Genomic DNA, 6,868 nt, shown 5'->3' on the forward strand with positions numbered 1-6,868 from the left:
CGTCCCCCAGGACGTCCAGCACACCGAACGGCGCCGTGGGCTCCGTGACATCACCCAACAACTGGGCGAAGTACCGCTCGTGCTCCTCCTCGGGCACCCGCAACCGCGCCTGCGCAACGAACTCCCTGAACGGCACCGGCGCCGGCAGACCCTCCCCACGACCCGCCAGGAACGCCGCGACCTCACCGAGCATGATCTCAAGTGCGGTGTGATCACGAACGATCTGGTGGGACTGGAGCGCGAGGAGCCAGCGCCGGTTGGCGCGGTCCTCCGCGAGGTGGACACGCATCAGGGGGGCGCGGTCGATGGCCATGGACCGGCCGCACGCGCGCAACAGCTGTTCCACCGCGTCGTCGGCACCGTCGGCGTGGTCGAGAACGAGGCGCTCCACCGGCAGTTCGGCCCGGCGGGCGACGACCTGGACCGGCTCCCGCAGCCCCTTCCAGACGATCGCCGTCCGCAGCACGTCGTGCCGGTCGACGACGCTCTGCAAGGCGCCGACGAACGCCTCGGCCCGCTCCAGCGACGCGAAGCCCAGGACGGCCGCGGAGGCGTACGCGTCCTGGTCGCCCTGCTCGCGCATGAGGTGGTGGAAGAAGATGCCTTCCTGGAGGGGCGCGAGGGGGTAGACGTCCGCGACGTTGGCCACCCCGCCGGGGACCACCGCGGCGATCTGCGCGAGTTCGTCCTCGTTCAGCCCGGCCAGGGGCAGCATCTCCGGCGTGAGGCGCGTGGCACCTTCCGGGATGTTCGTCGCCGGCACCTCCACCTCACCCCGGTGCGCGGCCTGCTCGGCCAACTTCGCCACCGTCGGCGACAGGAAGAGCGTCTTGACCTTGATCGGCACACCACGGGACCGCAGCCGCTCCACCAGCGTCACCGCCAGGAGCGAGTGCCCGCCCAGCTCGAAGAAGTTGTCGTCGACACCGACCTGCTCCAGGCCCAGCACGTCGGCGAAGACCGCGCAGAGGATTTCCTCTTCGAGGGTGGAGGGGCCGCGGCCGGTGGAGGCGGCGGCGTAGTCCGGCACGGGGAGGGCCCGCCGGTCGAGCTTGCCGTTGACGGTCAGCGGGAGGGCGTCGAGGACGACGACCGCTGCGGGGACCATGTACTCGGGCAGGTGCTGTCCGGCGTGGCGGCGGACGTCGGCGGGCAGCCGGTCGTCGTCGGGGCCGTGGCCGTCCCGACCGGGGACGGGGACGACGTAGGCGACGAGCCGCTTGTCGCCGGGAGCGTCCTCGCGGACGACCGCCGTGGCCTGCGCGACCGCGTGGTGGCCGGCGACGACGGCCTCGACCTCGCCCAGTTCGATCCGGTAGCCGCGGATCTTGACCTGGTCGTCGGCGCGTCCGATGAACTCCAGGTTCCCGTCGGCCTGCCAGCGGGCCAGGTCGCCGGTGCGGTACATCCGCTCGCCGGGCTCGCCGAACGGGCAGGCGACGAACCGCTCGGCGGTCAGACCGGGCCGGTTGAGGTAGCCGCGGGCGAGCTGGGCCCCGGCGAGGTAGAGCTCACCGGCCACGCCCGGCGCCACCGGTTGTAGGGAGGCGTCCAGGACGTAGACCTGGGTGTTCCACATCGGCCGCCCGATCGGCAGGCACCCGTCGAGGTCCGCCCCGTCGCCGGTGACGTCGAAGTCGGTGCACCCCACCGTCGCCTCGGTGGGACCGTAGTGGTTGACCACGCGCACACCGGGGTGCCGGCGGCGGAGACCCTGGACCTGGTCCCAGCGGACGGCCTCGCCGCCGACCATCACCCGTGCCGTCGGCGTGCAGATCCCGTCCAGGGACCCAAGGGTGGCGTAGTGGCTGGGCGTGGCCTTCAGGAAGGCCAGCCGCTCGTCCCCGAGCAGCCCCGGCAGGTCGTTGTCCAGCGCCGCCAGGTGGACACGGCCCCCCGAGGTGAGCGCGCCGTAGAGCCCCGTGACGCCCGCGTCGAAGGACACCGAGGCGTGGAACAGGGTGGACTCGGCCAGCTCCGGATACGCCTCCCAGCACCTCGTCACGTAGTTGACGAGGCTGCGGTGCGAGAGCGCCACGCCCTTGGGGGTCCCGGTGGAGCCGGAGGTGTAGATGACGTAGGCGGGGTGGTCGGGCAGCAGGCGGGGGAGCGGGTCGTGGCCGGGCAGGGAGGCGAGCAGCGCCGGCGTCGAGGGGTCGTCCACGACGATCCGCGTGCTGCTGCCGGTCTCGGGCAGGAGACCGCTGGTGGGGGTGTGGGTGAGCACGCACTGCGGGGCCGAGTCGCGGAGCATGTGGGCGATGCGCTCGGCGGGGTACTGCGGGTCGATCGGCACGTAGGCGGCGCCGGCCTTGAGGCCGGCCAGCAGGGCGACGATCAGTTCGGTCGAGCGCTCCATGAACACCGCGACGCGGGACTCCGGACCGACGCCCTGCCCGGCCAGGAGGTGGGCGAGCCGGTTGGCGCGGGCGTCGAGCTCGGCGTAGGTGAGGCGGGTGCCGCCGCAGACCAGCGCGACCGCGTCCGGCGTCCGCTCCACCTGCGCGCGCAGCAGCTCCGGCAGCGTCGCCCCGGCCAACGGGCGGGCGGTGTCGTTCCACTCCACGAGGACGCGCTCGCGCTCCCCGGCGGACAGCACCGACACCTCGTCGACCAGGCGGTCGGGCGACAGCGCCACCAGTTCGTCGAGGACCGTCCGGAAACGACGGGCGTTGTCGGCGTTGTCGTCCGGGGAATAGATTTCGGGATTCGCGTCGAACGCGATGTCCATCCGGCCGTCGAGGGATCGGTCGTAGACCGTGATCGACAGGTCCTTCACGTGGAAGCTGCAGAGGCCGTGAAAGCGGACCCGGCAGTCCCCGAGCGTCTGTGAATAGTCGAAGGGCATCACGTTGACGACGAGGTTGTAGAGGTCCTGCTGGCCGGAGATGCGCAGATCACCGCGCAGGTCCTCGTAGCGGTAGCGCTGGTGCTTGAGCGCTTCGCGAATCCTTGCGGAGACGTGCCTGGAAAGGGCCGACAGCGTCATTCCGGCGGAGAGCCGGAGGCGGATCGGAATGATGTTCGACATCATTCCGGGGACCGTCATGTCGGTGCCGCTGCGGCCCGGTACCGGAATGCCGACGACGACCTCGTTGGCGCCGGTCGTCTTGCGCAGGAGGAGGGCCGCCGCCACCGTGTAGAGGCCGGCCACGCTCGTCCGCAGGCCCCTGGCGGCCTGGCGGAGCCGGAGCGCCTCGTCCCCTTCGACGTGCTGGAGGTGGCGTTCGAGCCGGTTGGGCATGCCGGCGGGCACCTTGCCGCTCAGGCTCACGGCTTCCGGCAGGTCGGCGTAGAGGTCCCGCCAGAATTCCCGGTCGCCGTCCTTGGCGGACTCCCGGTAGGCCCTTTCGGCCTCGATCAGGCCGGTGACGGGGGAGATCCGCGGAGTGACCCCGGGGCTGCCGCCGGCCAGTTCGGCGTAGATCTCGGCCACCCTGTTCCACAGCAGGCGTCCGCTGAATCCGTCGAAGGCGATGTGGTGAATCCGCTGATACCAGAAGAACCGGTCCTCGGACATCTTGAAGAGGACCTCGCGGAAGAGCGGCCCGGTCCTGATGTCGAACGGCACGCCCATATCGGCCTGCATCCAGGCCAGGGCGGCCTCCGCGGGCGACTCGTGGGTGCACAGATCGATGACCTCGAAAGGCCAGTCGGACGGTTCGCCGATCGAGAGGGACAATTCACCGTGCTCCTCGGTGAATTCTGACCGCAGAACCTCGATCTCGTCGATCGCCTGCCTGAGGGACGACTCGAAGAGCCGGACGTCGAGGTTCCCGCGAATTTCAGCGTATTCCCCCATGTTGTAGATGGGGTTCTTCGGGTCCATCTGCTGGGCCCGCCAGATGCCCAACTGCGCCGTCGTCAGATCCAGGTGAGCGTGCAGCATGTCAGACCATCTCCACTTTGCTTACCGGCTTCCCGGGCCGACCGCCGGGTTCGTCCAAATGAGCAGCTGAAATTCGCTTGCGATTGCGGGTCAGGAAGAGCGCAGGCGGATTCGCCCGGTCGCACCTGACGACAGGTTCATGGCGCCTGGAAAATGGCCCCGAGGCGCTTGTCGGTGGCATTGCGGAGCCGGAGCCCCGGATCCCGCGGAAGTCAGGGCGGGCGGCTCCGGCCGGATTCCGGCCCTAGTTCCCCTGCTGCACTGCCTCGATCAGGCTCTTCGGTCGCATGTCCTGCCAGGACTTCTCGATGAATTCGAGGCACGCATCGCGCGGGGCCTCACCGAAGGCCACATTCCAGCCGGCCGGGACTTCGATCCAGGCCGGCCAGAGCGAGTGCTGGCCCTCGTCATTGATCAGGGCCAGGTACGACTGGTCGGCTGCTTCAAAGGGATTCGTTGCCATCGTTGAGGCCTTGCCTTCCTGCAAGAGGGGGGCGTCGATCGTCGAACCGGCGATCCGCACAGGGCGGGCAGCATCAGTTGATGCTGAAGTGCCTTGTGAAGATGCGCAGTTCGGACGTCGAAGGTGTCGCTGACGCCTATGGGAGCACGGCGTGCGCGGTCACGGTGGGACCGGGCCGGCCGATGTCGCGCGAAACGCGGCAGGCCAGGCGTGTGAGCCCTTGGTCCTGCACGGGTTCGCTACAGAGTCTTCAAGCGCGGGATAGCGGATGAGAGTGCTCGGCGGGGCGGCTTGGGAAAGTTGGCTCGGGAAGTTCTTTTTCCGTGAAGATTCTGCGTGCGGGTGGGGTGGCCAATGGGCCGACTATTCCCCCGAACCGCACGGCACTGAAGCCCTCTGTTGCCACCGTTGCTGTCTCCCCCGAGTGTTCAGCCAGTGATGCCCTCGATCGATCAAAGGGCTAGGTCAGGGACCTTATCACGCGTCAGATCGGCGAGGCCAGGGTAGAGCTTTGCATACTGTCGAACGCTTATGTCCTATTTGCGATGATCATGTACAGTTGCCCCTCCTGAGGGGTGGATAAGATCACTTGCCAAGCGCTCCGAAGTTCGTGTAGTCCTTTAGGCGGCACTGCCTCTGTAGTAGTCGGTCTCTTATGCTTGGCGCGGTGGTTCTCGCCACTGTTGGCTCGGGATCCTTTTCTACTGCCGCGCAGGGATGCCTACTGCTGTTACTAAGGTCTTTTTGTACGTACCAGGTCAACTGGACGCTTTAATCAAAGATTCAGGTTGCAGGCAACAGGCCTAACGGCCTCCGGGGGAAATAGTGTGAGCGCTCGTGCGAGCGGCTCACCGGTGCGTCGTCCTGCCTCGGGTTGCTCGACGAGCTAGGAGAATCCAACTGATGGTGCCCTTGTCGTTTGCGCAGCAGCGCTTGTGGTTCCTGGGCCAGTTGGAAGGGTCGAGCTCGATCTACAACCTCCCGGCGGTGCTCCGGTTGGAGGGCGACCTCGACCGTGGGGCGCTCGGGGCGGCGCTACGGGACGTGCTGGAGCGGCACGAGGTGCTGCGGACGGTGTTCACGTCCGTGGAAGGCCGGCCGTATCAGGACATCCTGGAGGCGAGTGCCGTCGGCGAGGTGCTGACGGTGGCGCCCGCGGCACCGGCCGGTTCGACCGCCGATTCGCCGGCCGTGGCGGAGGCGATCGCGGAGGCGGCCCGGTACGCGTTCGACCTCTCGCAGCAGGTGCCGTTCCGGGCATGGCTGTTCCCGTGCGGCGAGCGCGAGCACGTGCTCGTCCTGTTGGTGCATCACATCGCCGGTGACGGTTGGTCGCTGGGTCCGCTGGCGCGGGACGTTTCGACGGCGTACGCGGCGCGGTGCGCGGGTGGGGCGCCGGCCTGGGAGCCGCTGCCGGTGCAGTACGCCGACTACACGTTGTGGCAGCGTGAGCTCCTCGGGGATGCCGGGGACGCGGACAGTGCGCTGTCCGGTCAGTTGGCCTACTGGCGTTCCGTGTTGGAGGGATCGCCCCAGGAGCTGGTCCTGCCGTTCGACCGGACGCGTCCGGCGGTGGCGACCCACCGGGGCGGCAACGTGGACCTGGTGGTCCCGGCCGAACTGCACGCCCGGATCGCGGAGCTGGCCCGCACCGAAGGCGTGACGGTGTTCATGGTGTTCCAGGCCGCGTTGGCGGTCCTGCTGTCGCGCCTGGGCGCGGGCGAGGATGTGCCGATCGGCACGCCGGTGGCCGGCCGTACCGACCAGGCCCTCGACGACCTCGTCGGGTTCTTCGTGAACACGCTGGTGCTGCGGACGGACGTGTCGGGGAGCCCGTCGTTCGGCGAGGTCCTGCGGCGCGTGCGCGAGCGGGCACTGGACGCCTTCTCGCACCAGGACGTGCCGTTCGAGCGCCTGGTGGAGGAGCTCGCCCCCGTCCGGTCGATGGCCCGCCACCCGCTCTTCCAGGTCATGCTGGCCCTGCAGAACAACCCCGACCCGGTCCTCGAACTCCCGGGTCTGCGGGCGAGCGTGCTGCCGGGGCCGCTGCCGCCCGCCAAGTTCGACCTGTCTCTGACCTTGCAGGAGACCTTCGAGGGTGCCCGCCCGCACGGTGTGCGTGGCCAACTCGCCTACGCCGCGGATCTGTTCGAGCACGGCACCGTCGAGGCGATCGCGGAGCGGTTCGTACGGGTGCTGGAGGCGGTCACCGCCCGCCCGGCCGACCCCGTCGACCGGGTGCAGGTCCTGTCCGCCGGCGAGCGTGAGCGCGTCCTGGTGGAGTGGAACGACACCGCCCGCCCCCTGGCCGGGGCGACGCTGCCCGAGCTGCTGAGCGCGCAGGCCGAGCGGACCCCGGACGCCGTCGCGCTGGTCTGCGGCGACACCCGGCTCACCTACGCCGAACTCGACACCCGGGCCAACCGGCTCGCCCACCTGCTCACCGAGCAGGGCGTCGGCCCGGAGTCGCGGGTGGCGGTGTTCATGGAGCGCTCGACCGACATGGTCCTCGCCCT

The 6,868-nt window shown here is 69.3% G+C and carries 3 protein-coding genes; 1 reads left to right on the plus strand and 2 read right to left on the minus strand.

Going from position 1 to position 6,868, the window contains the following annotated elements; genetic code table 11:
- Together ACFC1F_RS42200 and ACFC1F_RS42205 are read right to left on the minus strand one after the other, a co-directional pair.
- On the minus strand, positions 1-3,889 hold a 3,889-nt coding region (locus ACFC1F_RS42200), incomplete at its 3' end, for an amino acid adenylation domain-containing protein (RefSeq protein WP_376166994.1).
- Between the two features lie 244 nt (positions 3,890-4,133).
- Positions 4,134-4,352: an MbtH family protein gene (locus ACFC1F_RS42205; RefSeq protein ID WP_148648274.1), complete on the minus strand. Its 219-nt coding sequence runs from the start codon at positions 4,350-4,352 to the stop codon at positions 4,134-4,136.
- A 903-nt stretch (positions 4,353-5,255) separates the two neighbouring features.
- Here ACFC1F_RS42205 and ACFC1F_RS42210 point away from each other — a divergent pair.
- Positions 5,256-6,868 (plus strand): condensation domain-containing protein (locus ACFC1F_RS42210; protein WP_376166996.1); only part of this gene is annotated, 1,613 nt, incomplete at its 3' end.

It is taken from the genome of Kitasatospora sp. NPDC056181, from assembly GCF_042266225.1.
Taxonomy (GTDB): Bacteria; Actinomycetota; Actinomycetes; order Streptomycetales; family Streptomycetaceae; genus Kitasatospora.

Coding starts and splice junctions, on each gene's coding strand:
- ACFC1F_RS42205 (WP_148648274.1), bottom strand. CDS start 4,352: ATGGCAACGAATCCCTTTGAAGCAGCCGACCAGTCGTACCTGGCCCTG.